Source organism: Rhodococcus sp. P4_B6 (assembly GCF_056402215.1).
The window spans coordinates 19,837-41,709 of the sequence record NZ_JBFUHV010000033.1 but is presented as its reverse complement, the minus strand read 5'-3'; the positions used below and the strand labels follow the sequence as shown (position 1 = coordinate 41,709).

Here is a 21,873-nt window from a genome sequence, read left to right as displayed (position 1 = left end):
GGGAGCGGGGCCGCCGTCGTATCTTCCGTCGTTCATCCGGGCTGCATCGACACGACACCCGGGCGATGCCCCCACGCCGCCCCTGCTCGGTAAACCTGCGCCATGACAACTTCGTCAGTTCTCCGCGCACCGAGTGAGACCGCCGATTCTGTTGTAACCGCGCCCCGATACTCCCTGGTCGTCTCGTCCGACCGCGAACACCGCGTGGCAGCCCAGCGGCTGCGCTACCGCGTGTTCGCCTCCGAACCCGGATTCTCCGTCCCCGCACACGCGGATGCCCTCGACGCCGACCGGTTCGACGACTTCTGCGACCACCTCCTCGTTCGGCACGAGGAGACCGGCGAATTCGTCGGGTGCTATCGCATGCTCCCGCCCGACGCCGCCGCCCAGGCCGGCGGCTATTACACCGCCACCGAATTCGACATCTCGGCACTCGATCCCGTCGGCAACCGCATCGTCGAGATGGGCCGGGCGTGCGTCGACCCCGATCACCGTTCCGGTTCGGTCCTGAGCCTGATGTGGGCCGGGATCCTCCACTACCTGCAATTGACCGGATACGAGTGGGTGATGGGCTGCGTCTCCGTGCCGATGCGGGAGCACCCGGACGCGGTGGCCGGTTCCAACGTCCGCGGCGTGCGTGATCTGCTGCTCCGCAAGTACGGCAGCGACCCGGCCTCCCGGGCCGTGCCCAGGAACCCGGTGCGCGTCGACGGGCGATCACTCGACGAGATCGACCCGCCCACCCGCCCGGTCCTGCCGCCGCTGCTCCGGGGATATCTGCGCCTCGGCGCCAAGGTGTGCGGCGAGCCCGCGCACGACCCGGAATTCGGTGTCGCCGACTTCGTCGCCCTGCAGGGACTGCACGGCGCGAACGAGCGCTACCTCGACCGCCTGCGTTCGGCTTCGGCCACTTTCGAGGCGGGGGCGCAGGCATGAGCGCCGCGGTGCCGGAGACGGCTGCAGTGCCCGTGCATTCGTGGATGCCGTCGAGTCCGTGCGGCGCGGGATGCCTGCCCGCGGAGGCGAACGCGGTGTCGATCCCGACCGTGGTCGTGCGGTGGTGCCTCGTGGTGTCGGCGCTGGCGACGGCGCCGCTCCTGACCGCGGGATGGTTGCTGCCGCGGTCGTGGCGGACCGGTCTGCAGCGTCGGTACGCGGCGATGCTGTTGCGCTGCGTGGGAATTCGCCTCGTCGTGGTCGATCACCGCGGAAAGCGTCGGCACGACGGCGGGCTTCTGGTGGTGGCCGGCCACGTGTCCTGGACCGACGTGCTGGTGCTCAGCGCGCTCGCACCGGCGAACTTCGTCGCCCGCGGCGATCTGCTGGACTGGCCGGTGCTGGGTTCGCTCGCCCGGCGGATGCGGGTCGTCCCGATCGAACGGCAGAGCCTGCGGGCGCTCCCGGGCACGGTGGCGACGACGGCGGGCAGGCTGCGCGACGGCGAACGAGTCGTGGCGTTCCCCGAGGGCACCACGTGGTGTGGACGGGCGTACGGCGGATTCCGGCCCGCGCTGTTCCAGGCGGCGATCGACGCGGAGTGCCCGGTTCAGCCGATCTCGCTGCGATACACCGGACGGGGCGGGGAACTGACGACCGGGCCGTGCTTCGTGGGCGAGGAGACGATCGGCCGGTCGATCCGGCGCATCATCCGTCAGAAGGGCGTCAACGCCGAGGTCCGGCTGGCGCCGATCGAGTATCCGGGGGAGTGCCGCCGCGATCTGGCGGCCCGATGCGAACGCGCCGCCCGAGGCGACGAACGCATCGATCTCGCAGCGCACGACATCGTCGATCCGCTGCAGAGTGCGGTCGGGGCGGCGGAGCGTCTCGTCGCCTGAGCTATCCTGGTCACGTCATGACCTCTGCCCGCAGTGCCGATCACCCCGTCTACCTGGACCACGCAGCCACCACTCCCATGGTGCCGGCGGCCGTCCGGGCGATGACCGACATCTTCAGTACCGTGGGCAATGCGTCCTCGCTGCACGGTTCCGGGCGCGCCGCCCGCCGTCGCATCGAGGAGGCCCGCGAGTCCATCGCCGCCGACCTCGGCGCCAGGCCGTCCGAGGTCATCTTCACCTCCGGTGGCACCGAGAGCGACAACCTCGCGGTCAAGGGCATCTTCTGGGCGCGGCGTGACGCCGACCCCGGACGGGTGCGGATTTTGGCCAGTGCCGTCGAGCATCATGCGGTGCTCGACGCGGTGGAGTGGCTCGAGAAGCACGAGGGCGCACAGGTCACGTGGCTACCCGTCGACGAACTGGGCCGGGTGTCGCCGCAGACGCTGCGCGACGAACTCGCCGTCCATGCGGACGAAACCGCCCTGGTGACGATCATGTGGGCCAACAACGAGATCGGCACGATCATGCCGATCACCGAACTCGCCGCGGTGGCGGCCGAGTTCGGTGTGCCCATGCACAGCGACGCCGTCCAGGCCGTCACGCACATCCCCGTGGACTTTGCTGCCAGCGGGCTGTCCGCGCTGAGCATCGCCGCGCACAAGGTCGGCGGACCGCAGGGTGTCGGTGCACTCCTGCTGGGACGGCAGGTGCCGTGTGTGCCGTTGCTACACGGCGGGGGACACGAACGCGACCTGCGTTCGGGCACCCCGGACACCGCCGGTGTCGTCGGCATGGCGGCGGCGCTGCGCGACGCGACCGCGAACCTCGACTCCCGCGCCGCGGACCTGTCCGTCCTGCGCGACCGCCTCATCGAGCGCGTCGGGGAGATCGTCCCGGACGCCGTGCTGAACGGTCCGGTGGGCAGCGCGCGACTGCCGGGCAACGCCCACTTCACGTTCCCCGGTTGCGAGGGCGATTCGCTGCTGATGCTGCTCGACGCCGCCGGGATCGAGTGTTCGACCGGTTCGGCGTGTACCGCCGGTGTCGCCCGCCCCAGCCACGTCCTGACCGCGATGGGAGTGGAGGCCGCGACCGCGCGCGGATCGTTGCGCTTCTCCTTCGGGCACACGTCGACGGTCGCGGACGTGGATGCAGTCATCGCGGCACTGCCGCAAGTTGTGGAGCGGGCCCGCGCCGCCGGGCTCGCCGGTGTCGGAGCGCGTGGAGGGAATCGTTGATGCGAGTACTGGCGGCCATGAGCGGCGGCGTCGATTCCGCCGTGGCGGCGGCACGGGCAGTCGCTGCCGGACACGACGTGGTGGGTGTGCATCTCGCACTCTCCGCCGAGCCGGGCACGCTGCGCACCGGTTCCCGGGGCTGCTGCTCCAAGGAAGATGCCGGTGACGCCCGGCGTGCCGCGGACGTGCTCGGAATCCCGTTCTACGTCTGGGATTTCGCCGACCGCTTCAAGGAAGACGTGATCGACGACTTCGTGGCGTCCTACGCGGCGGGGGAGACCCCCAACCCGTGCCTGCGGTGCAACGAGAAGATCAAGTTCGCTGCGCTCGCGGACCGCGCGATCGCCCTAGGGTTCGACGCGGTGGCCACCGGTCACTACGCGCAGCTCGACAACGGTGTGCTGCGCCGGGCCGTCGACGCGGACAAGGACCAGTCGTACGTGCTCGGTGTTCTGACGGCCGAGCAGCTGTCGCGGGCGATGTTCCCCGTCGGCGACACCCCGAAGGACCGGATCCGGGAAGAGGCCGCCGAACGCGGTCTCGCCGTGGCGAACAAGCCCGACAGCCACGACATCTGCTTCATCCCGTCCGGTGACACCCGGGCATTCCTCGGCGCCCACATCGGTGTCCGTCCGGGCAGTGTGGTCGACGCCGATTCGGGTGAGGTGCTCGCGGAACACGAAGGCGTGCACGGGTTCACGATCGGACAGCGGAAGGGCCTCGGCGTCCAGGGCCCCGCGGCCGACGGGCAGCCGCGGTACGTGACGTCGATCGAACCCGAAACCGGCACCGTCCGTGTCGGTTCGGCACGCAACCTCGAAGTGCACGCGATCAGCGCGGACCGCGCCGTGTGGACGTCCGGGAGCGCGCCGGCCGGACCGGTCGAATGCACCGTCCAGGTGCGCGCGCACGGCGGACTCGCCGAGGCGGTGGCGGAAGCCGTCGACGGAGGTATTCGCATCTCGCTGCGCGAACCGCTCACCGGTGTGGCGAAGGGGCAGGCCGTCGTTCTGTACCGGACCGACCCGGCGGGCGACATCGTGCTGGGCAGCGGAACCATCTCGGGCACCGACGCGCATCCGAACACGCAGTGACGCAGGATATTTCATTGGCCGGTGGCGTCACCGGCGTCGGCTCGTGGCCCGGAGCGGACCCGCGTGAAGCCGCCACCGTCGTCCTCGGCGAGCTCGGCAGGCTCCCGCACCTGGTGGAGCTGCCCGCCCGCGGGCTCGGCGCCGACATGATCGGCCGCGCCAGCGCCCTGCTCGTGGATCTGCAACTGGACGTGTCCACGTCCGCCTACCGCGTGGTGCAGCGTCGCGGCTCGGTGGCCAAGCGGGCGACCGACTTCCTGAACCAGGACCTCGACGCGCTCGAGGAAGCGTGGGAGAGTGCGGGCCTCGTCGGGGCCGATCACGTGGTGAAGGTGCAGTCGGTCGGTCCTCTCACGCTGGCGGCCGAGGTGGAACTCGGCACCGGAAGGCGCGTGCTCACCGACCCCGGTGCGGTGCGCGATTTCGCCGAATCGCTGGGGGAAGGACTCGCGCGGCATGCCGCGGAGGTCACTCGGCGTCTCGGTGCGCAGGTGCTGATCCAGTTCGACGAGCCACGACTGCCAGCTGTGCTGGCGGGCACGCTGTCCGGTCGGTCGAGGCTCGAGACCGTGCGGGCGATGCCGGAGCCGGAGGCTCTCGCCGTGCTCGAGGCCGCCCTCGCCGGGTCCGGCGGAGTGACCATGGTGCACTGCTGCTCCGCGGACCTGCCCACGGACCTGCTGCGGCGCAGCAGTGCGCGCGCGGTCGGTCTGGACGTGTCGCAGCTGGCGCCTTCGGACCTGGACGGCATCGGCGAGTTGCTCGACGCGGGCAAGGAGCTGGCGCTGGGGCTGATCCCGACCACCGCTCCCGCCGTGCCCGCCACCTGGCGCGACCTTGCCGGACCTGCGGTGACGCTGATCGACCGGCTCGGATTTCCGCGCACGACGCTGCGGACCCAGGTCGCCGTGACACCGGCCTGCGGACTCGCGGGCGCCGACGGCTCCTGGAGCCGCGACGCGCTGAAGTTCTGCGCCGAGGTGAGCAGCGCGTTCACCGACGACCCCGAATCACTCTGAGTACGGCGTTCGGTGTCGGCCGGACCGGTTAATCTTCGATGGTGAGTGAATCGACCGAAGCCCCGACACCGGCCCCCGGACACGTCCGGGAGCACTGGAACGAGCTGGCCGAGGAAGTGCGGCAGCACCAGTTCCGCTACTACGTCCGCGACGCGCCCATCATCTCCGACGGAGAGTTCGACGTGCTGTTGGGCGAGCTGAACGACCTCGAGAACCAGTACCCCGACCTGCGGACGCCGGATTCGCCGACTCAGCTCGTCGGCGGCGGATTCGCCACCGACTTCGCCTCCGCCGACCACCTCGAGCGGATGCTGAGCCTCGACAACGTCTTCGCGACCGACGAACTGCGCACCTGGATCAGCCGGGTGGAGCAGGAGACCGGCCCCGACCTGCACTACCTGTGCGAGGTGAAGATCGACGGCGTCGCGCTGAACCTGGTGTACGAGAACGGCAGACTCGTCCGCGCCGCCACCCGCGGCGACGGCCGGACCGGTGAGGAAGTGACGCTCAACGCCCGGACCATCGACGATATCCCGGAAAAACTCACCGGCACAGACGAATACCCGGTTCCGGCGCTCCTCGAGGTGCGCGGCGAGGTGTTCTTCCGGCTCGAGGACTTCGCGGCACTCAACGCGGCGCTCGTCGAGGAGGGCAAGGCGCCGTTCGCGAATCCCCGGAACTCCGCGGCCGGGTCGCTGCGGCAGAAGAATCCGGCCGTCACGGCCCGCAGGCGCCTCGGGATGATCTGCCACGGCCTCGGCCGGAGCGAAGGATTCGAGCCGGCCTCCCAGTACGACGCGTACACGGCGCTGGCGGCGTGGGGCCTGCCCGTGTCGACCCACACCGTCCGCGTCACGGGCGCGGACGCCGTCGTGGACAGGGTGCAGTACTGGGGCGAGCACCGGCACGACGTGGAGCACGAGATCGACGGTCTGGTGGTCAAGGTCGACGAGACGTCGCTGCAACGCCGGCTGGGGTCCACGTCGCGGGCGCCGCGCTGGGCGATCGCGTACAAGTACCCGCCGGAGGAGGCCACCACCAAGCTCCTCGACATCCGGGTCAACGTCGGCCGCACCGGCCGGGTCACTCCGTTCGCCTACATGGAGCCGGTCACCGTCGCCGGATCCACCGTCTCCCTCGCCACCCTGCACAACGGCTCCGAGGTCAAACGCAAGGGCGTGCTGATCGGCGACACGGTGGTGCTGCGCAAGGCCGGCGACGTGATTCCCGAGGTCCTCGGGCCCGTGGTCGACGCCAGGACCGGCGACGAATACGAGTTCGTGATGCCGGCGAACTGCCCGGAGTGCGACACGCCGCTCGCTCCCGCCAAGGAGGGCGACGCGGATATTCGCTGCCCCAATCAGCAGTACTGCCCCGCGCAACTCCGGGAACGTGTGTTCCACGTCGCGGGCCGCGGTGCGTTCGACATCGAGGTGCTCGGCTACGAGGCCGCGACGAGCCTGCTCGAAGCGAAGGCGATCGGCGACGAAGGCGACCTGTTCTCGCTCACCGAGGACGATCTGCTGAAGACGACGCTCTTCCGGACCAAGGCCGGCGGGTTGTCGGCAAACGGCCGCAGGCTGCTCGACAATCTCGATACCGCCAAGGACAAGCCGCTGTGGCGGGTGCTGGTCGCCCTGTCGATCCGCCACGTCGGTCCGACGGCGGCGCGGGCGCTCGCGGGCGAGTTCGGGTCGCTCGACCGGATCCGGGAGAGCTCCGTCGAGGAACTCGCGGCGGTCGACGGGGTCGGCGGCACCATCGCCGCGGCCGTCGTCGAATGGTTCGGCGTCGACTGGCACCGGCAGATCGTCGACAAGTGGTCGGCGGCCGGTGTGCGCATGGAAGACGAACGCGACGAATCGATTCCGCGCAACCTCGAGGGCCTGTCGATCGTCGTCACGGGTTCGCTCGAGACGTTCTCCCGCGACCAGGCGAAGGAGGCGATCCTCGTCCGGGGCGGCAAGGCCGCGGGTTCGGTGTCGAAGAAGACGGCGTTCGTGGTGGCCGGCGAATCCCCGGGGTCGAAGCACGACAAGGCCGTCGAACTCGGTGTGCCGGTCCTCGACGAGGACGGGTTCCGCCGACTGCTGGAGGGGGGACCGGACGCGGTCGCGGATTCCGGAGTGTGACGGGAACCTCACACTCGAGTTTTGGGCGGCGTGAGCTGTCCTGTCATAGTTCTGGACATGATCGAGATTCGGAATGCGACACCGGACGAGTACGAGGCCGTCAGCGACCTCACGGTGATCGCCTACGTGGGCGGCGGACACGTCGAGGCACACGATCCGTACACGAACCGGTTGCGCGACACCGCTGAACGAGCGGACAAGGCGGAGGTCCGGGTGGCGGTGTTGGAGGGCCGGGTCGTGGGTTCCGTCACGATCGCGGAACCGGCGTCCCCGTACGCCGACGTCGCGCAGCCGGGGGAACTCGAATTCCGGATGCTCGCCGTGTCACCCGACGCCCGCGGTTCCGGCGTCGGGTCGGCGCTCGTGCGGCACGTGCTCGACACGGCCTACGACCGCGGCGACCGCGCGGTCGTGATGTCGACCCAGTCCGACATGGAAGACGCCCGCCGCATCTACGACCGCAACGGGTTCGTGCCTGTGCCCGACCGCAATTGGGCGCCCGTCCCCGGTGTCGAGCTCACCGTCCTGGTCCGCGAACTCGTCTGAGGCGACCACGGCCCCGGACCTTCCGGCCCGGGGCGGAGGTCAGCTCAGCACGGTCGCGATGATGCCGGCGAGGTAGCCCAGCCGGGCGATCTCGGACGGACGGAACTCCGGGCCGCCGGGGCGGCCGAGCATCAGCACCCGGCCGGTGGTCCCGAGGGGAGCCGCGGCGAGCGTGGTATTCATGTCGCGCCACACCTGCGGCACCCAGTCGCCCTCGCCGTCGAGCGCGGTGGGCTTCTCCAGCGGCATCCACGGGATCTCGGTGGCGTGCGTCTCGGGCGCTCCCGAGCTGCCGACCACCCGGTATGCGCCGTGCGGGCCGAGGTCTGCGACCACGGACCAGCCGACCCGGAGCACCCGCGGGGCGCCGTCGACGAGGACCTGCAGTCGATCGTCCGCGGCGGTGGCGACCTGGTCGATGAGCTCGAGCTCGCGGTGGGTGTCGAGTATTCCGGCGTACGGCCGGATGGAGTCGACGGTGACGCCGGGCAGGTTCTCGGCGGCCGTGATGAGGGTGTCGGGGAGCGATCCCGGCTCGACATCGACGACGAGGTCGTCGATGGCGAATCCGGCACCCCGTTCCACCACGTCGAGCGACAGAATGTCAGCACCCACCGAGCCCAGGGCGACGGCGAGAGAGCCGAGGCTACCGGGACGGTCGGGGAGCTGGACGCGAAGCAGATACGACACGTGCGTCCCTTTCACCACGAGATAGACGCGGGAGTACCTGCGACCCCCGTCGCTCACCATCCTTGCACTTTCGTTCCCGAGTATGCGGTCCCCCCTGCGGCTTCGCCCGGGGCGGGACGGGGATTCGCAGGTCGCGTTCGATTCGTGACATCGCCGATACGGATTCGCCTCGTGCGCGAAACACGACGGCCCAAACATGGGTGCATGAACACCACGGCAACGGGAGTGACGACGTCCGTCTCGAGGCGGGTGGCGGCGGGCCGGGAGCAGGAATTCCTGCGCTGGACGGACGCCGGGATGGCGATGGCGGGCACGTTCCCGGGGTTCCTCGGCGGGGGCTGGCTGCGCGCGGCGTCCGACCCCGAGCAGTACCACGTGGTGTACCGGTTCGCGGACGAGCACACGCTCGCCGCGTGGACCACCTCGCCCGCGCGGAAGGTGTGGGTGGGGCGGGGGACGGGTCTGGCGCAGGACACGGTGACGCACCGGCTGACCGGGGTGGAGGGCTGGTTCGAACCGCAGTCGACGCTCACCCACGCCGTGCGGGTCAGCGTCCCACCGCCGCGGTGGAAGCAGGCGGTCACCATCTGGCTCGGCTTCTTCCCGATCTCGCTGCTCGTCGCGGTGTTCGTCACTCCCCGGCTGGCGCCCCTGGACGTGGTGACCCGCACCGTGGTGGCGACGGTGCTCACGACTCCGGTGATGGTATTCGTGGTTCTGCCGTTCCTGACGGCCAGGTTGCGGCGCTGGCTGCACGGCTGATCCGGGCACTGCTCTAGGCTGGGACCCACTTGTGTACGTCCGAATGTGTACGTCCGAACCGAAAGGGGCCCCGCGGTGCCTGCCATCTCCCGTGACGAGGTCGCGCACCTCGCGCGGCTGTCTCGACTCGCCCTGACCGATGCCGAGCTCGACGAGTTCGCCGGTCAGCTGGACTCGATTCTCAGCCACGTGAAGGTGGTCACCGAGGTGCCCGCCGAGGATGTTCCGCCGATGGCGAACCCGAACGCCGTCACCAACGTGACCCGTCCCGACGTGATCGTTCCCGGCCTGACGCCCGAGCAGGCGCTGTCCGGCGCGCCGTCCGTCGAGCAGGATCGTTTCGCCGTCCCGCAGATTCTTGGAGAGGGCGAATGAGCGCCGAACTGACCACTCTCGACGCCGCAGACCTCGCGTCGAAGATCCACAGCCGTGAGGTGTCCTCCGTCGAGGTCACCCAGGCGCATCTGGACCGCATCGCCGCGGTCGACGGAGAGCTGAACGCCTTCCTGCACGTGGCGGGCGAGCAGGCCCTCGTGTCGGCGAAGGAGGTGGACAGCAGCCTCGCCGCAGGTGATGCTCCCGCCTCCCCGTTGGCGGGAGTTCCGTTGGCGCTCAAGGACATCTTCACCACCACCGACATGCCCACCACGTGTGCGTCGAAGATCCTCGAAGGCTGGATCGCGCCGTACGACGCGACGCTGACGAAGAAGCTGCGCGACGCAGGCATCCCGATCCTGGGAAAGACCAACCTCGACGAGTTCGCGATGGGCTCGTCCACCGAGAACTCCGCGTACGGCCCCACCCGCAACCCGTGGGACACGACCCGCATCCCGGGCGGCTCCGGCGGCGGCAGCGCCGCGGCCCTCGCGTCCCGGCAGGCCCCGCTCGCGATCGGCACCGACACCGGTGGCTCGATCCGCCAGCCCGCCGCCGTCACGGCGACGGTCGGTACCAAGCCGACGTACGGCACGGTGTCCAGGTTCGGTCTCGTCGCCTGCGCGTCCTCGCTCGACCAGGGTGGTCCGTGCGGTCGCACGGTGCTCGACACCGCACTGCTGCACGAGGTCATCGCCGGGCACGACCCGCGCGACTCCACGTCGATCGACGCGCCCGTGCGTCCCGTGGTGGCGGCTGCGCGCGAGGGCGCAGGCGGCAACCTGAAGGGCGTGAAGGTCGGTGTGGTCAAGGAACTGCACTCCGACAGCTACCAGCCCGGGGTCATCTCCTCGTTCGATGCCGCCGTCGCGCAACTCACCGAACTCGGTGCCGAGGTCGTCGAGGTGTCGTGCCCCAACTTCGAGTACGCGCTCGCGTCGTACTACCTCATCCTGCCGAGCGAGGTGTCGTCGAACCTCGCTCGCTTCGACGCCATGCGGTACGGGCTGCGCATCGACCAGGGCGACATGAGCGCCGACCAGGTGATGGCCGCGACGCGTGCCGCCGGCTTCGGCCCGGAGGTCAAGCGTCGCATCATGATCGGCACCTACGCGCTGTCGTCCGGCTACTACGACGCCTACTACGGTCAGGCGCTCAAGGTGCGGACGCTCATCGCCCGGGACTTCGACAAGGCCTACGAGAAGGTGGACGTCCTGGTGTCGCCCACCAGTCCGTTCACGCCGTGGAAGCTGGGCGAGAAGGTCGGCGACCCGCTCGCGATGTACCTGTCGGACCTGTGCACGCTGCCCACCAACCTGGCCGGGCACTGCGCGATGTCGGTTCCGTCGGGGCTGTCCGCGGACGACGGTCTGCCGGTGGGACTGCAGATCATGGCCCCCGCGCTCGCCGACGAGCGGCTGTACCGGGTCGGGGCCGCCTACGAGGCCGCGCGCGGTCCGATCGGCTCGCCGAGCTAGGAGCAGTCGGGCAGGGCGGTGCCCTGCTCGTTGCCGTAGCGGTGTCCGTGCCCGGACGCGAAGTTCAGCGCGGACACCAGGTCGACACTCGTCTGCAGGAACGTGATGCCCGGAATCCATCGGGGGACCGGCGCATCGCGTACCGCGAGCGAGAGGTCGGGCCGGCGCAGGATCAGGTCGGGCGACCACCACACCACCGGGTCGGACGTGTTCGCCAGCACCGTCGCGCCGTCCGTCAGCACGGAGCCGGCGGGCGGGCCCGACCACAATGCGCCGCAGGCGCGTTCCCGGAGTTGATCGGCGCCGGTGAAAATCGCACTGCCGCCGACGGATCCGAGACTCTGGCCGTAGACGTAGAGCGCCGGGCGAAGGACGTCGGGTAGGTCGGCGATCCGCTCGGCGACGGCATCGAACAATGCTGCCGCCGAGTCGTCTGCAGCGGAACGTCCGAACACGAACGTGATCCAGCTCGGCAGATACGAGTACTGCATGCCGACGATCGCGACGTCGTCGGCGAAGCGCTCCTCGAATCCTTCGGCCGCGTTCTCGTCGATCCATCCCGAGCCGGTGGGTACCGTGACGACGATGGCGGACCGGGTGAACCCGCCCGCCCGCTCCAGCTCCGAGACCGCCAGTGCCGCACGTGATTCGACGTCGGGAGCCGAATCCATTCCCACGTAGGTGCGGATGGCGGCCGACTGCTCGCCCGCAGCCACGAACCGCCGTCCCTGGCGCCCGAGCGACTCCCAGCTGATCGCGGACTCCGGACTGCCGGACGATTCGGCGGACACCGGCCGGTGCAGGGACACGTCGACGAGCGCGTTGGAGTCGCTGTAGGAACGGGACATCATCCCCCACAACGCGGGTCCGGCGACCAGCTGCAGCCCGGTCGCGAGTACGACGGCGGTGGTGGCGCTGCCGATCCAGCCGAGACGGCGGGCGACCGCGGCGACGACGCTGCCGATACCGGCGAACAGCAGGAACGTCAGCGCCGCCCCGATGATCGCCTGCATCCAGTGGTCCGGCCCGATGCCCGGCATGCCCATGGCGGCGCGCAGCGAATCCTGCCAGTGGTCGGCGAGGACGATCGCCCACGTCACCACGATCATGGCGCCGATCAGGACCAGCAGACGCACCGAGTCCCGCGGAGGGTGATGCGGGTGCGTACGCGTGACGAATCGCCGCAGCAGGCGGACGAGGACGACGATCCCGAAGCCGACCGCGGCGAGGAACCCGGTGAACAGCGCCTGCGTCAGGGCGCTCCGGGGGAGCAGGGAGGGGGCGAGCGACGCGAGTGTCGCGGTGGTGACGGCGATCGTGGAGGAGGTGCGGGGGAGCGCCGAGATCGGAATCGTCGTGGTCAGTGTGCGGCGCAGGGCATTCGGCTCGGTACGCGAGCGAGAGTGCGCCGGGCTCCGTCCTGGACCGGACAGAGCCGCGGTGGTCATGCGATCGCCCCGACCGGACGCGGGCGGCGGCGGATCGACCAGGCCGCGCCTGCGAGCAGTGCGGCGCCGGCGGTGCCGGCCAGCGCGTACGGGAGCCCGGATTCGGTGATCGGCGTCGAATAGCCTTGACGCCAGCTGTTTCCGGTGACGAAGGTGGCCGCGACGTTCGCCATCACGAAGCACTGCGCCCGTGCCTGCTCGTCGAGACGGCTGTCGCACGCGGTGTGCATCCGCTGATCCAGCTGCGCGTCGAGGGACTGCCGCGCCCAGGGTCCGAGATCCTCGCCGGACCGCGATGCGTACCGCAGGAGGTCGTAGCCGAGGTCGTGGGCCTTGCATGCGGTGTCGAACTCGAGCGGCAGCGGCACCGGGGAGGAGCAGTCTCCGCCGGGGTTGGCGAGCATGCCGTCGATCCGCACCGGTGTGTACCCCATCACCGATGCGAAGTCCTCGGGAATGGAGTCCTCGGTGAGCGCTTCCGGTGCGGTGAGCGTGTGCACCGCGGCGGAGGCGGCGACGTTCTCGTGGCGGGGCGTGCTCGCCGCGCCGGTGCCGGCGAATCCTGTGGTGGTCAGCAGTGCGGTGGCGGCGCACGCCACCGCGGCCCAAGTCGTTCTCCGTGTCCCCGTCGTTCGCATGACGACGACGTTATGAATTCGTGTTGCGCAGCCACATCACTCCCGGGTCCGGTTCGGTCACTGGCCTCGTGGGGGGGAGGGGACTCCGATCTCATACTCCGGTACTACGTCGACGTGAGTCCGGGGTATGAGGACAGGCCGTGACCTGTGTTTCTAGTGTCGAGGGTGTGAAGACGAAGACGCGCATCCGGAGAGCCGCCGAAGGTCAGTGGCTGAACGTGGCAATCGTCGTGGTCACGGCGATCCTGTTCGCCGTGGCGTGGCCGACCCTGCAGCTGACCCACCAGGTCAGTCCCCCGATTCAACCGTTCGTGGCGGCGCTCGCGACGTTCCCGTTCCTGCTCATCCGGTCGAACCCGGCGCTGGCCTGGGCCGTCTCCGCGATCTCGGCGCTGGTGATTCCGCGCGTCTTCGCCCTGCAGGACGGCTACGACTACCCCTGGCAGGTGGTCCACATCCTCGTGATGCTCGCCCTGCTGGCCGCGGTCAGCATGCGGGCCGCGATCCCGGTCGTGGGTGTGGCATGGATCGCCACCGTCCTGCTGTTCCTCGCCGACACCCCGGGCACCAACGGTCGCGGGTGGGCCGTGGGACTGACCGCCATCGTCGTGTTCGGTCTGCTGATCCGGTGGCTGGTGCTGTCCCGGCGGCAACTCGCGCAGCAGGAGGAGCTGAGCGAACTCGAACGCACGCGCCGGACGATCCTCGAGGAGAAGGCCCGCATCGCCCGGGACCTGCACGACGTCGTCGCGCACCACATGTCGATGGTCGTGGTGCAGGCACAGAGTGCGCCGTACCGCATCGCGGGCATGTCGGACGAGACGCGGGCCGAGTTCGAATCGATCGGAGCCGCAGGCCGCGCCGCGCTGAACGAGGTGCGCGGACTCCTCGGTGTGCTGCGCAGCGACGGCCAGGTCGCCGAGCATGCGCCGCAGCCCGGGGTCCAGCAGATCAGCGAGCTGCTCGAGGGCAGCCGCAGGGCCGGCATTCCCGTCTCCTGGCACACCGACGGCGACCCGCGGCACGTGTCGGAGTCGGTCGGGCTGGTGATGTACCGCATCCTGCAGGAATCCCTCGCCAACACGGCCCGGCACGCAGCGGGCGCGGCGGTCGAGGTGACGATCGCGTACGAGACGCCGATCGCGTCAGTGTCGATCGTCAACGGCCCGCCGCGACGGAGCCTCGTCTCGGCCCTGACCAGGCACGAGTCGACAGGCGGCAACGGCATCATCGGGATGCGCGAGCGTGCGCAGGCGGTCGGCGGCGTACTCACCACGCACCTGCACGACAACGGCGGATTCGAGGTCCACGCCGAGTTCCCGGTCGCCTCCGCCTAGGCTGGCGGCGTGGCCATCACCGTATTCATCGCCGACGACCAGGCTATGGTCCGGCAGGGTTTCGGAGCCCTGCTCGCGTCCCAGCCCGACATCAGCGTCATCGGTGACGCCCCGGACGGTGCGGTGGCGGTGAGCGAGGTGAAGCGCCTGCGACCCGACGTGGTCCTGATGGACGTCCGCATGCCGGAGATGAACGGACTCGACGCCGCCCGCGTCATCCTGTCGGCGGGGTTCGATCCGCCGGTGCGGGTGCTCATGCTCACGACGTTCGACGTGGACGACTACGTGTACGAGGCTCTGAGCATCGGGGCCAGCGGCTTCATGCTCAAGGACGCGCCCGCGGAGGAACTCATCCGCGCGGTGCGGGTGGTCGCGGACGGCGAGGCCCTGCTCGCGCCGACCGTCACCCGGCGTCTCATCGCCGACGTGACCAGCCGCCGCAGCACGGCGCGCCGTAAACCGGCCGCGCTGTCGGCGCTGACGCCCCGCGAGCGCGAGGTGCTCGAACTCATCGCCCGGGGTATGTCCAACACCGAGATCGCGGAGCGCCTGTTCGTCGCCGAGCAGACCGTCAAGACACACGTCGGAAAGGTGCTGTCCAAACTGGATCTGCGCGACCGCGCACAGGCAGTGGTCCTGGCGTACGAGAGCGGTCTCGTCACACCCGGCTGAGTGAACACACCGATCCGAGGTGCTCGAACACGGTTCGAGCGGCAAGATGTGTATGAGAACCACCATCACCACACGAGACGACGAGGGGTGCTTGGATGCGGATCGGAATGCTCACCGGAGGCGGCGACTGCCCCGGACTGAATGCGGTGATCAGGGCGGTGGTTCGGACCGCCGCCGGCCGATACGGCAGCTCGGTGGTGGGATTCCGTGACGGCTGGCGCGGACTGCTCGAGGATCGCAAGGTCGTGCTGTCCAACGACGACCGGATCGATCGCATCCTCACCCGCGGCGGCACCATCCTCGGCACCGCGCGGGTCAACCCCGACAAGTTGAAGGCCGGCCTCGACCAGATCCGGCAGACTCTCGACGACAACGGGATCGACGCGCTGATCCCGATCGGCGGGGAGGGCACGCTCACGGCCGCGAGCTGGCTCGCCGAGAGTGGGGTGCCCGTGATCGGGGTTCCGAAGACGATCGACAACGACATCGACTGCACCGACGTCACGTTCGGTTTCGACACCGCGCTGTCCATCGCGACCGATGCGATCGACCGCCTGCACACCACCGCCGAATCCCACCAGCGGGTGATGCTCGTCGAGGTGATGGGACGGCATGCGGGCTGGATCGCGTTGCACTCCGGGCTCGCGACCGGTGCGCATCTCACCCTCGTTCCCGAGGTCCCGTTCGACGTCGGCGAAGTCTGTTCCCTCGTGAAGAAGCGATTCCAGCGCGGCGATTCGCATTTCATCTGCGTCGTCGCCGAGGGCGCCACTCCCACCCCGGAGTCGATGAGTCTGCGCGAAGGCGGTATCGACGAGTTCGGTCACAAACGGTTCACCGGCGTCGCACAGCAGCTCGGCGACGAGATCGTCCGCCGCATCGGCAAGGAGGTGCGGACAACGGTGCTCGGGCACGTGCAGCGGGGCGGAACCCCGACGCCGTACGACCGGGTGCTCGCCACCCGCTTCGGGGTGCACGCCACCGACGCCGTCCACCGCGGCGACTTCGGCAACATGGTGGCGCTGCACGGCACGTCGATCGACCTCGTGCCCCTCCAGGAGGCGACCCGGCGTCTCAAGACGGTGCCGAGGGAGCGGTACGACGAGGCGGCCGCATTTTTCGGCTGACCGCGTTTTCCGGCGAACCGCAGGACGCATAAACTCTGTGGCATGACTGCTGTCGACACTCCGGACCTCCTCGACTACGACGACGTGCTCGCCAAGTACGAGCCTGTTCTCGGCATGGAGGTGCACGTAGAGCTCGGCACCGACACGAAGATGTTCTGCCCGTGCCCCACCGAGTTCGGCGCCGAGCCGAACACGCAGGTCTGCCCGGTGTGCCTCGGTCTGCCCGGCTCGTTGCCCGTCGTGAACGAGGCGGCGGTCGAGTCCGCGATCCGGATCGGACTCGCACTGAACTGTTCCATCACGCCGTGGGGCCGGTTCGCGCGGAAGAACTACTTCTACCCGGACCAGCCGAAGAACTACCAGATCTCGCAGTACGACGAGCCGATCGCCACCGACGGCTACCTCGACGTCGTCCTCGACGACGGCACCACGTGGCGCGTCGAGATCGAACGCGCGCACATGGAGGAGGACACCGGAAAGTCGCTGCACGTCGGCGGCGCGACCGGTCGCATCCACGGTGCCAGCCACTCGCTGCTCGACTACAACCGCGCCGGGGTCCCGCTGGTCGAGATCGTCACCAAGACGATCAGCGGCGCCGGTGCCCGCGCCCCCGAGGTGGCCCGCGCGTACGTCACCGCGCTGCGCGACCTGCTGAAGTCGCTGAACGTGTCGGACGTCCGCATGGACCAGGGTTCGATGCGGTGCGACGCCAACGCGTCGCTGATGCCGATCGGGGCGACCGAACTCGGTACCCGCACCGAGACGAAGAACGTCAACTCCCTCAAGAGCGTCGAGGTTGCGGTCCGGTACGAGATGCGCCGCCAGGCAGCGGTGCTCGAGGCCGGCGGCGAGGTGATCCAGGAGACCCGGCACTTCCAGGAAGCGGACGGCACCACGTCGCCGGGCCGCCGCAAGGAGACCGCCGAGGACTACCGCTACTTCCCGGAGCCCGACCTCGAGCCGGTCGCGCCCAGCGCCGAGTGGGTCGAGGAACTGCGGGGCACCCTGCCCGAGCTGCCGTGGGTCCGCCGCGCCCGGATCCAGGCCGACTGGGGTGTCTCCGACGAGGTCATGCGTGACCTGGTCAACGCGAACGCCCTCGACCTCGTCATCGCGACCGTCGAGGCCGGCGCCTCGCCGGAGGCCGCACGGTCCTGGTGGGTGTCGTACCTGGCGCAGCAGGCGAACACCCGCGGGGTGGAACTCGGTGAATTGCCGATCACGCCGGCCCAGGTCGCGCAGGTGGTCGCGCTGATCGACAGCGGGAAGCTGAACAACAAGGTGGCCCGCCAGGTGGTCGACCACGTTCTCGCCGGTGAGGGCGACCCCGATCAGGTCGTCGCGGATCATCCCGAGCTCGTCGTCGAACGCGACGACACGAAGCTGAAGGCGGCCGTCGACGAGGCGCTCGCCGCGAACCCCGACATCGCCGAGAAGATTCGCGGCGGCAAGGTCGCGGCCGCGGGCAAGATCGTCGGCGACGTGATGAAGGCCACGCGCGGTCAGGCCGATCCGGCCCGCGTCAAGGAGCTGGTCATCGAGGCCTGCGGCGGCTGACCCCCTCTCTGCACCAACGGGACGCTCGTTCGGATCAACCGAACGAGCGTCCCGTTCGTTGCGAGGGGGACGCGACGCAGGGGAGGGCCCGTCAGTCGAATCCGCCGCCACCGGAGGGCAGGGGCATCTTGATGACGCGGTCGTCGTTGGGTCCGGGCTGACCGGCGGTCTTGTTGACGGTGCTCACCCAGATGAGCCCGTCGGGACCGAGTGCAGCGCCGCCGAGTTGGCCGTACCGGTCCTGGACGATGACACCCGGTGCGGTAGTGACGGCGCCCGTGCCGGGGTCGGCGGCGAGCGCCGACATGGCCTTCGCGGTGCTCAGTGACACCGCCACGACGTCACCGGCGGCGACGCAGCCGCCGACGCCCGGCCGCTCCGGCCACGTCCACACCGGAGACGACACCGCTCCGTCCGCGCTGACCCGCACCAGCCGATCCTCCAGCGGGGTGCGGTCGGTGACCCACACGGCCACACCCGGGTCGACGCAGACCCCGCCCGCGGTCCCGATGCCCGACAGCACCACCTGCGGCCGGGGCTGTGCCGGCGTCGGTGCGGGCGACAGCGCGGTGACCTTCAGCAGTTTCCCGGCCAGGGACGCCGGATCGGCGGCCGCCGCCACGTTGTTCGCGTTCCCGGTCAGGACCATCAGTTCGTCGCCCGAGAATTCGAGCGACCCCGCATTGCCCGTGTCGCCGCGCGGGATCCCGCCGAGAACCTCCTTGGCGGAGTCGCCCGGTGCGATCCGTACCACCCGGTTGTCGGTCGGGGTGGTGACGTAGGCGTAGATGAGGTTGTCCTCGACGAAACTCGGGGACAACGCGATGTCGAGGAGGCCGCCGTCCGTGCTGCCGTCGACGTCGACGTGCGCGATCTCCTTGGGGGTCTGCCCCTGGGCGACCTGCAGGATGCGGCCGGTCCGGCGCTCCGCGACCAGAGCGGTCGCCCCGTCGGGGAGGACGACGAGTCCGCCGGTGGTGTCGAGGCAGGTCGCGATGACACTGGGATCCGGATCCTGGCACGGTCCCAGCGGGCCGCTCGGCGGTGGTGTGGTCGTGGTGGACGTCGGCGGGTTCTCGGGTTCCACTTCCGCGCCCGACGCACCCGTCGGCTCGGGTGTGAAGGGGGAGGACGCGGAGTCGTCGAATTTCGCGCACCCGGCGGCGAGGACCGCCGTCACGCAGAGTGCGGACATCGCCATCTTGCGGGACACCGTGCGGCGCCGCCCACCCACCATCATGATGGAGACGTTACGGAAGAGTGCGAGGTCGCCGCCACGCCGGTTCCGCCTACCAGCGATGTCCGGCGGATCGACCTAGGCTTGACGGTGTGACTGACATGCGGAAAGACCCCAGCGAGTCGTCGGACGACGGTGCCGCGCAGCAAGGCGCCTCACCCGGCTACGGCAGGGTCTCGAGCCCTTACGACCTTCCCACCGAGAGGTTTCCGTCGGCCACGCCGACATCCGGTTCCGCGGGACAGGGTCTCCCGCACACCGACGACGAACTCGATCACGGCGATGCGCGCGGCGCCGGTCTGCCCACCGAACAGATCCCCGCGTACCGGCAGTCGGCGTCCGACATGCCGGACCAGCCGACGCAGGTGATCGGCGCGACCTCCGGTGCGTCCCTCGGATCCACGGCGGGTGATCCGTCGACCGACCGGCTCGGCGAGGGGGACGTGAAGATCGGCCGCGGCACCCTGGACCTCGGCCTGCTGGCACTGCGACTCGCGGTCGGCGGCACGGCGCTGGTGCACGGTCTGCAGAAGCTGACCGGACTGTGGAACGGTCCGGGCCTCGACGGTTTCGAGGAGGTGCTCGTGAACGCGGGCTTCCAGCAGGCGAAACTGCTCGCGATGCTCGGTGCCATCGGTGAGGTCGCGGGCGGTGCGCTGCTGATCCTCGGCCTCGTCACGCCGCTTGCCGCCGCCTCGGTGCTGGCCGTGATGATCAACGCGTGGGCGTTCCGGCAGATCGCGGAACCGGGACTGGAGTACTTCGCGCCCTCCGGCACCGAGTACGAGACACTCCTGGGTGTGTGCGCGGGGGTGATCATTCTCACCGGGCCGGGCCGGATCTCACTCGACGGCCGCCGCGGCTGGGCCACGCGGCCGTTCATCGGGTCGTTCGCGGCACTGATCCTGGGCGTCGCCGCCGGTGTGTGCATCTGGATCTTCCTCAACGGCGCCAACCCGCTCATCTGATCGTCTCCCTGAACCACGACTGCGCCGCACCCCCGATCGGGAGTGCGGCGCAGTCGTTTCTGCCGGATCAGTGCCGGCCGAGAGTCAGCGCTGGACGAGTTCCGGGATGTTCTCCTCCTCGGGCGGGGTGGCCTGGGCCTGTGCGGCGAGCTTCTGTCCGAGGACGGACTTGCGGCGGCCGTAGGCGAGGTAGACGACGACGCCGAGGGCCATCCAGACGAGGAATCGGATCCAGGTCTCGACGGACAGGTTCAGCATGAGCCATCCGCAGGCCAGGACGGCGAGGATGGGGACGAGCGGGACCAGCGGAACGCGGAATCCGCGCGGCAGGTCGGGGCGGGTGCGGCGCAGGATGACGACGCCGATGCAGACGAGGACGAACGCGAAGAGGGTGCCGATGTTCACCATCTCCTCGAGTGTGCCCATCGGGAAGAAGGCGGCGAGGAGTGCCACCACGGCGCCGACGAACAGGGTGATGCGGACCGGGGTGCCCTTCTTGCCGGTCTTGGCGAGACCGCGGGGGACGAGTCCGTCGCGGGACATGGCGAACAGGACGCGGGTCTGGCCGAGCATCATCACCATCACCACGGTGGTCAGGCCTGCGAGTCCGCCGAAGTTGATGGCGGTCTGCGCCCAGGTGATGCCGTGTGCCTCGAAGGCGGTCGCCAGGGTGGCGCTGCTGTCGCCGACGAGCGGGCTGCCGGTCTTGAGGTCGGTGTACTTCACCATGCCGGTGAGCACGAGGGTGACCGCGACGTAGAGCACGGTGACGATGGCGAGCGAGCCGAGAATGCCGCGGGGGAGCGCCTTCTGCGGGTCCTTGGTCTCCTCGGCGGTGGTGGCGACGACGTCGAATCCGATGAAGGCGAAGAACACGAGGCTCGCGGCGGCGAGGAGGCCGTACCAGCCGTAGCTGCTGCCGTCCGCTCCGGAGAGGAAGGAGAACAGGGTCTGGTGGATACCGTGTGCGGCGCTCTCGTTGCCCTCGGCCGGCGGGATGTACGGGGCGTAGTTCTCCTTCTTGATGTAGAAGACGCCGACGGTGATGACGAGGAGGACGACGGCGATCTTGATGGCCGTGATCACGGCGGACACGCGTGAGGACACCTTGGTCCCGATCGCGAGCACGAGGGTGATGCCGCCGACGATGATCAGCGAGCCCCAGTCGAAGTCGATGGGCCCGAGGTGGGCGGTGGTGGATCCGCTGAATCCGAGGACGTTGCCCAGGTACAGCGACCATCCCTTGGAGACGACGGCCGCCGCGAGGGCGAATTCGAGGATGAGGTCCCAGCCGATGATCCAGGCGACGAACTCGCCGAAGGTGGCGTAGGAGAACGTGTACGCGCTGCCCGCGACGGGCACGGTGGAGGCGAACTCGGCGTAGCAGAGGGCGGCCAGGCCGCACGCGATGGCGGCGAGGACGAAGGCGAGCGAAATGGACGGCCCGGCAACGTTGCCTGCGGTCCGGGCGGTGAGCGTGAAGATACCGGCGCCGATCACGACGGCGACACCGAAGACGGTGAGGTCCTTCGCGGTGAGTTCCCTCCGCAGCCGGGTGTCGGGTTCGTCGGTGTCCGCTATCGATTGCTCAACGGATTTCGTTCGCCATATGCCGACTCCTGGCATGTGTCGCTCCTAGGTTGTGTTCCCGATGGCCTCGTGGGCCGGAGATGTTCCGGTAGTGCTGCCGATTGTGATGTAGGTCTCAACGGCCAACTGA

20 protein-coding genes are annotated in these 21,873 nt (G+C 69.6%); 15 read left to right on the top strand and 5 right to left on the bottom strand.

Annotated features, from left to right (window positions below):
- Positions 1-102: 102 nt before the first annotated feature.
- Genes AC1DWT_RS18240 through AC1DWT_RS18210 form a run of 7 tightly spaced genes read left to right on the top strand, consistent with a single transcriptional unit; the run spans position 103 to position 7,864 of the window.
- A complete protein-coding gene (locus AC1DWT_RS18240; protein ID WP_477921627.1) occupies positions 103-936 on the top strand; it encodes a GNAT family N-acetyltransferase in 834 nt (277 codons plus the stop codon).
- The gene (locus AC1DWT_RS18235) at positions 933-1,835 is read left to right on the top strand and encodes a lysophospholipid acyltransferase family protein (RefSeq protein ID WP_095860797.1); all 903 of its coding nucleotides are present in this window, start codon (positions 933-935) and stop codon (positions 1,833-1,835) included. The genes AC1DWT_RS18240 and AC1DWT_RS18235 overlap by 4 nt, the downstream gene beginning before the upstream one ends.
- A 17-nt stretch (positions 1,836-1,852) precedes the next feature.
- A complete protein-coding gene (locus AC1DWT_RS18230; RefSeq protein WP_095860796.1) occupies positions 1,853-3,073 on the top strand; it encodes a cysteine desulfurase family protein in 1,221 nt (406 codons plus the stop codon).
- Positions 3,073-4,167 (top strand): tRNA 2-thiouridine(34) synthase MnmA, encoded by a 1,095-nt coding sequence (gene mnmA, locus AC1DWT_RS18225; RefSeq protein WP_072937734.1) that lies wholly within the window; start codon positions 3,073-3,075, stop codon positions 4,165-4,167. The genes AC1DWT_RS18230 and mnmA overlap by 1 nt, the downstream gene beginning before the upstream one ends.
- Complete coding sequence (locus tag AC1DWT_RS18220; RefSeq protein ID WP_477921623.1) at positions 4,164-5,186, top strand: methionine synthase; 1,023 nt, start codon at positions 4,164-4,166, stop codon at positions 5,184-5,186. Before mnmA ends, AC1DWT_RS18220 begins: the two co-directional genes overlap by 4 nt.
- A gap of 41 nt (positions 5,187-5,227) precedes the next feature.
- Complete coding sequence (gene ligA / locus AC1DWT_RS18215; RefSeq protein WP_072937800.1) at positions 5,228-7,318, top strand: NAD-dependent DNA ligase LigA; 2,091 nt, start codon at positions 5,228-5,230, stop codon at positions 7,316-7,318.
- A gap of 57 nt (positions 7,319-7,375) precedes the next feature.
- Entirely contained in the window at positions 7,376-7,864 is a 489-nt protein-coding gene (locus tag AC1DWT_RS18210) for a GNAT family N-acetyltransferase (RefSeq protein ID WP_072937736.1), read from the top strand.
- Between the two features lie 39 nt (positions 7,865-7,903).
- Here AC1DWT_RS18210 and AC1DWT_RS18205 read toward each other — a convergent pair whose 3' ends face one another.
- Positions 7,904-8,554: an ACT domain-containing protein gene (locus AC1DWT_RS18205; RefSeq protein ID WP_025432327.1), complete on the bottom strand. Its 651-nt coding sequence runs from the start codon at positions 8,552-8,554 to the stop codon at positions 7,904-7,906.
- A 204-nt stretch (positions 8,555-8,758) separates the two neighbouring features.
- Here AC1DWT_RS18205 and AC1DWT_RS18200 point away from each other — a divergent pair, with 204 nt between their 5' ends.
- The 3 genes from AC1DWT_RS18200 (at position 8,759) to gatA (ending at position 11,169) form a co-directional block, all read left to right on the top strand.
- Complete coding sequence (locus tag AC1DWT_RS18200; protein ID WP_072937737.1) at positions 8,759-9,316, top strand: antibiotic biosynthesis monooxygenase; 558 nt, start codon at positions 8,759-8,761, stop codon at positions 9,314-9,316.
- Between the two features lie 75 nt (positions 9,317-9,391).
- On the top strand, positions 9,392-9,691 hold the full coding sequence (gene gatC / locus AC1DWT_RS18195) for an Asp-tRNA(Asn)/Glu-tRNA(Gln) amidotransferase subunit GatC (protein WP_095860794.1): 300 nt from the start codon (positions 9,392-9,394) through the stop codon (positions 9,689-9,691).
- A complete protein-coding gene (gatA, locus tag AC1DWT_RS18190) occupies positions 9,688-11,169 on the top strand; it encodes an Asp-tRNA(Asn)/Glu-tRNA(Gln) amidotransferase subunit GatA (protein ID WP_072937739.1) in 1,482 nt (493 codons plus the stop codon). The genes gatC and gatA overlap by 4 nt, the downstream gene beginning before the upstream one ends.
- Here the strand turns inward: gatA and AC1DWT_RS18185 are convergent.
- Positions 11,166-12,617, bottom strand: a complete 1,452-nt coding sequence (locus AC1DWT_RS18185; protein WP_072937740.1) for an alpha/beta-hydrolase family protein — start codon at positions 12,615-12,617, stop codon at positions 11,166-11,168. The two genes, gatA and AC1DWT_RS18185, sit on opposite strands and share 4 nt — an antisense overlap.
- Positions 12,614-13,255 carry a hypothetical protein gene (locus AC1DWT_RS18180; RefSeq protein ID WP_072937741.1) on the bottom strand — a complete coding sequence of 214 codons (642 nt, stop codon included), beginning with the start codon at positions 13,253-13,255 and terminating at the stop codon, positions 12,614-12,616. Before AC1DWT_RS18180 ends, AC1DWT_RS18185 begins: the two co-directional genes overlap by 4 nt.
- A 140-nt stretch (positions 13,256-13,395) precedes the next feature.
- Between AC1DWT_RS18180 and AC1DWT_RS18175 the strand changes: the two genes are divergently transcribed.
- The 4 genes from AC1DWT_RS18175 (at position 13,396) to gatB (ending at position 17,948) form a co-directional block, all read left to right on the top strand.
- The gene (locus AC1DWT_RS18175) at positions 13,396-14,592 is read left to right on the top strand and encodes a sensor histidine kinase (RefSeq protein ID WP_477921618.1); all 1,197 of its coding nucleotides are present in this window, start codon (positions 13,396-13,398) and stop codon (positions 14,590-14,592) included.
- 9 nt (positions 14,593-14,601) lie between these two features.
- On the top strand, positions 14,602-15,264 hold the full coding sequence (locus tag AC1DWT_RS18170) for a response regulator (protein WP_015890224.1): 663 nt from the start codon (positions 14,602-14,604) through the stop codon (positions 15,262-15,264).
- A gap of 95 nt (positions 15,265-15,359) precedes the next feature.
- Entirely contained in the window at positions 15,360-16,391 is a 1,032-nt protein-coding gene (locus tag AC1DWT_RS18165; protein ID WP_072937743.1) for an ATP-dependent 6-phosphofructokinase, read from the top strand.
- Between the two features lie 42 nt (positions 16,392-16,433).
- Positions 16,434-17,948 carry an Asp-tRNA(Asn)/Glu-tRNA(Gln) amidotransferase subunit GatB gene (gatB, locus tag AC1DWT_RS18160; protein ID WP_072937744.1) on the top strand — a complete coding sequence of 505 codons (1,515 nt, stop codon included), beginning with the start codon at positions 16,434-16,436 and terminating at the stop codon, positions 17,946-17,948.
- Between the two features lie 91 nt (positions 17,949-18,039).
- Here gatB and AC1DWT_RS18155 read toward each other — a convergent pair whose 3' ends face one another.
- Entirely contained in the window at positions 18,040-19,188 is a 1,149-nt protein-coding gene (locus tag AC1DWT_RS18155) for a PQQ-dependent sugar dehydrogenase (RefSeq protein WP_477921616.1), read from the bottom strand.
- A gap of 98 nt (positions 19,189-19,286) precedes the next feature.
- Here AC1DWT_RS18155 and AC1DWT_RS18150 point away from each other — a divergent pair, with 98 nt between their 5' ends.
- Entirely contained in the window at positions 19,287-20,153 is an 867-nt protein-coding gene (locus AC1DWT_RS18150; RefSeq protein WP_072937746.1) for a DoxX family protein, read from the top strand.
- A gap of 84 nt (positions 20,154-20,237) precedes the next feature.
- On the opposite strand, the gene AC1DWT_RS18145 is transcribed toward AC1DWT_RS18150, so the two are convergent.
- On the bottom strand, positions 20,238-21,779 hold the full coding sequence (locus tag AC1DWT_RS18145; protein ID WP_072937747.1) for an amino acid permease: 1,542 nt from the start codon (positions 21,777-21,779) through the stop codon (positions 20,238-20,240).
- Between the last annotated feature and the right edge of the window lie 94 nt (positions 21,780-21,873).

Excerpts from the sequence above, each read along its gene's own strand:
- AC1DWT_RS18240 (WP_477921627.1), top strand. The coding sequence starts at position 103 with ATGACAACTTCGTCAGTTCTCCGCGCACCGAGTGAGACCGCCGATTCT.
- AC1DWT_RS18235 (WP_095860797.1), top strand. The coding sequence starts at position 933 with ATGAGCGCCGCGGTGCCGGAGACGGCTGCAGTGCCCGTGCATTCGTGG.
- AC1DWT_RS18230 (WP_095860796.1), top strand. The coding sequence starts at position 1,853 with ATGACCTCTGCCCGCAGTGCCGATCACCCCGTCTACCTGGACCACGCA.
- mnmA (WP_072937734.1), top strand. The coding sequence starts at position 3,073 with ATGCGAGTACTGGCGGCCATGAGCGGCGGCGTCGATTCCGCCGTGGCG.
- AC1DWT_RS18210 (WP_072937736.1), top strand. The coding sequence starts at position 7,376 with ATGATCGAGATTCGGAATGCGACACCGGACGAGTACGAGGCCGTCAGC.
- AC1DWT_RS18200 (WP_072937737.1), top strand. The coding sequence starts at position 8,759 with ATGAACACCACGGCAACGGGAGTGACGACGTCCGTCTCGAGGCGGGTG.
- gatA (WP_072937739.1), top strand. The coding sequence starts at position 9,688 with ATGAGCGCCGAACTGACCACTCTCGACGCCGCAGACCTCGCGTCGAAG.
- AC1DWT_RS18185 (WP_072937740.1), bottom strand. The coding sequence starts at position 12,617 with ATGACCACCGCGGCTCTGTCCGGTCCAGGACGGAGCCCGGCGCACTCT.
- AC1DWT_RS18180 (WP_072937741.1), bottom strand. The coding sequence starts at position 13,255 with ATGCGAACGACGGGGACACGGAGAACGACTTGGGCCGCGGTGGCGTGC.
- AC1DWT_RS18165 (WP_072937743.1), top strand. The coding sequence starts at position 15,360 with ATGCGGATCGGAATGCTCACCGGAGGCGGCGACTGCCCCGGACTGAAT.
- gatB (WP_072937744.1), top strand. The coding sequence starts at position 16,434 with ATGACTGCTGTCGACACTCCGGACCTCCTCGACTACGACGACGTGCTC.
- AC1DWT_RS18155 (WP_477921616.1), bottom strand. The coding sequence starts at position 19,188 with ATGATGGTGGGTGGGCGGCGCCGCACGGTGTCCCGCAAGATGGCGATG.
- AC1DWT_RS18150 (WP_072937746.1), top strand. The coding sequence starts at position 19,287 with ATGCGGAAAGACCCCAGCGAGTCGTCGGACGACGGTGCCGCGCAGCAA.
- AC1DWT_RS18145 (WP_072937747.1), bottom strand. The coding sequence starts at position 21,779 with ATGCCAGGAGTCGGCATATGGCGAACGAAATCCGTTGAGCAATCGATA.